The organism is Synechocystis sp. LEGE 06083 (assembly GCF_015207725.1).
Taxonomy (GTDB): Bacteria; Cyanobacteriota; Cyanobacteriia; order Cyanobacteriales; family Microcystaceae; genus Synechocystis; species Synechocystis salina.
In genome coordinates this window covers 1-2112 of sequence record NZ_JADEWJ010000406.1, presented here as the reverse complement: position 1 = coordinate 2112, position 2112 = coordinate 1, and the positions used below count along the sequence as shown (strand labels likewise).

General features: G+C 56.0%; 3 protein-coding genes. All 3 read right to left on the bottom strand.

The window, feature by feature from the left end:
- On the bottom strand, window positions 1–852 hold an 852-nt coding region (locus IQ219_RS19175; RefSeq protein ID WP_194073671.1), incomplete at its 3' end, for a DUF58 domain-containing protein.
- A gap of 115 nt (window positions 853–967) precedes the next feature.
- On the bottom strand, window positions 968–1639 hold the full coding sequence (locus IQ219_RS19170; RefSeq protein ID WP_190597742.1) for a Na(+)/H(+) antiporter subunit B: 672 nt from the start codon (window positions 1637–1639) through the stop codon (window positions 968–970).
- On the bottom strand, window positions 1636–2112 hold a 477-nt coding region (locus IQ219_RS19165; RefSeq protein ID WP_194073670.1), incomplete at its 5' end, for a hydrogenase subunit MbhD domain-containing protein. The genes IQ219_RS19165 and IQ219_RS19170, both read right to left, overlap by 4 nt.

Genomic DNA, 2112 nt, shown 5'->3' with positions numbered 1-2112 from the left:
ACTCACCACTGTCCGGTCAAATACCCCGATCCCCAGGCGATCGCCTCGATGTAAAGCAGTCACTGCCAGGGCCAAACTGGTGTTCAGTGCCCAATCAAAACGCTGTAGTCCCTGCACCCAAGCGGTCATTAACCGGCCCCGGTCAAGCAAAATAATCACCGTCTGTTCCCGTTCCGGCTCCAACACCCGCATGAGGGGAATGCCCCGCCGAGCACTAGCTTTCCAGTCCAAATACCGCAGATCATCCCCCGCTTGGTAGTCCCGCAGTTCCCGAAATTCTGTGCCCAAACCCAGCTTTCGCATTTGTCTGAGGTTGCCCGTGGTGGCCTGGGCCAGTCGAATAGTCAAGGATTTGAGCCCCATTAAATCGGGGTGGACAGTCACTGTTTCCCCCTCGCCCACCGTCCATTGGTGCCAAGTCAGTTGCCAGGGACATAGTTGTCGCACATTCACCTTGCCCCAACGGTATTCCCCCCGCTGACGGGGTTGCACGTGATAACTTAATTGGGTGCTGCCCTGGGGCAAAACCTGAGCTGTCTTGAGCTCATCCGTGGCCAAAAATGGGGCGGGATAATCATCTTTAATTTTGGCGATCGCCGACGGACCAGAATTTGCCACCGTAATGGTAACGGGATTTTCTCGACCGATAGAAAGGGGGCCCAGGGGTTGCCGTTGCACGGTTATTTTTCGCTTCCTGCCCCGGCCATAGTCAATTACCGTCAGCAACAAAAGTAAACCATCTGCTATGGCCAAAGTCCCCACTGCGTTAGGAATAGTGCTCATCTGGGCCACCACCATGGCCCCTCCGCCAATGAGCAACAGACACACATAAAAGCGGAGAGTGGGAACCATAGCCTTGGGGGGAAAAGGGGAAAGGAATTAGGTTGCCATGCCATGGGGCTAGGGAAGTCTCTTTGTCACCACCACCATGCAACTGGGAAATTTCCCAGGGGGATGAACCATCAACTCACAATAACCCCCGATAACGAATAAAGACCAAAATTGCCCCCCAGGAACCGATCGCCACTTTCAGGGCCACCAGGATATTAAGCCAGGGAATCCAACCGCCACTGAGTTGGGCCCCCATTTCCCCCATGGGCAGGGCCAGTCCCAACAAACTACAGGCTGCGAGGGCAATGAACAGGAGCACGGAAATTTTTTCTAGGGTGGCGGCTCGCCAACGTTGGTAAAGCTGATGGAGCCATTCCGGTGGGGCTGTGATGGCCACCAGGCCAATGGCCGTGCCCCCAGCTACCCCGGCGGCAAATCCTCCCCCTGGACTGAGGTGACCCCGCAGGGCCAGTTCCACACTGATCAAAGCGGCAATGGTGGCCCCCAATCTGGCCAAAACAATGGAAGGATGGTCGGTAAATTGATGTACCACTGCGGCCGGTTGCTCGTCGGCCAACAAAAACCTCACCCCCATAATGGCAATGGTAAATACCACCACCTCAAACAGGGTGTCGTAGAGACGGTTGCGGAAAATAATGCCTGATACAACGTTGGGCACGCCACTTTCCTGGGCAATGGTTTCCACAATGGACAGTTCGGACAACTCCTCCAGCGGCACCACTAGGTTGGGGAGCAGAATCATTTTCAGGTAAAAGCCGATCGCCGCTAGCACATAAATCCATTTCATCGGCTTACCTCCTGGGGAGAAGGGATGGGGTTAATGGGGGTCAACACCACTTTTAGTTGACTGGAAGGAATGGTGGCGGAGAAGATTTCTACCAAACGCTCAATGGGGGTCAACAGGGCCGGGGCGGCCGGATCAAAAATAACCTGGGGAGATTGTTGGGGAGACACAGCTTCACTATCTAGGGGACAGGGCACAATTTGTAGGCGGAGATGGTAGGGGGCGATCGCCGTGGTGATGGCTTGGTGCACATCAGGGGGTAGGGATTGGGACGCTTGGTCCAGGGGGGGCAAAATTCCCACCCGCAAAGTGAGGGAAGACCGCACCGCCACCGCATAGAGGGTAATGGACAACATGGTGCCCACCAACGCCTCTGTCAATGCCACATCCGCCGCCCCCAGCAGGGCATAGACCAAGGCCGCCACCGCCCCTAAAATCCCCCGCATCACCAGGGCCTGATAGGGATTGCGTTGCAC

What these genes read in the sequence shown, in the direction of transcription:
- IQ219_RS19170 (WP_190597742.1), bottom strand. Translation starts at nt 1,639, where the DNA reads ATGAAATGGATTTATGTGCTAGCGGCGATCGGCTTTTACCTGAAAATG.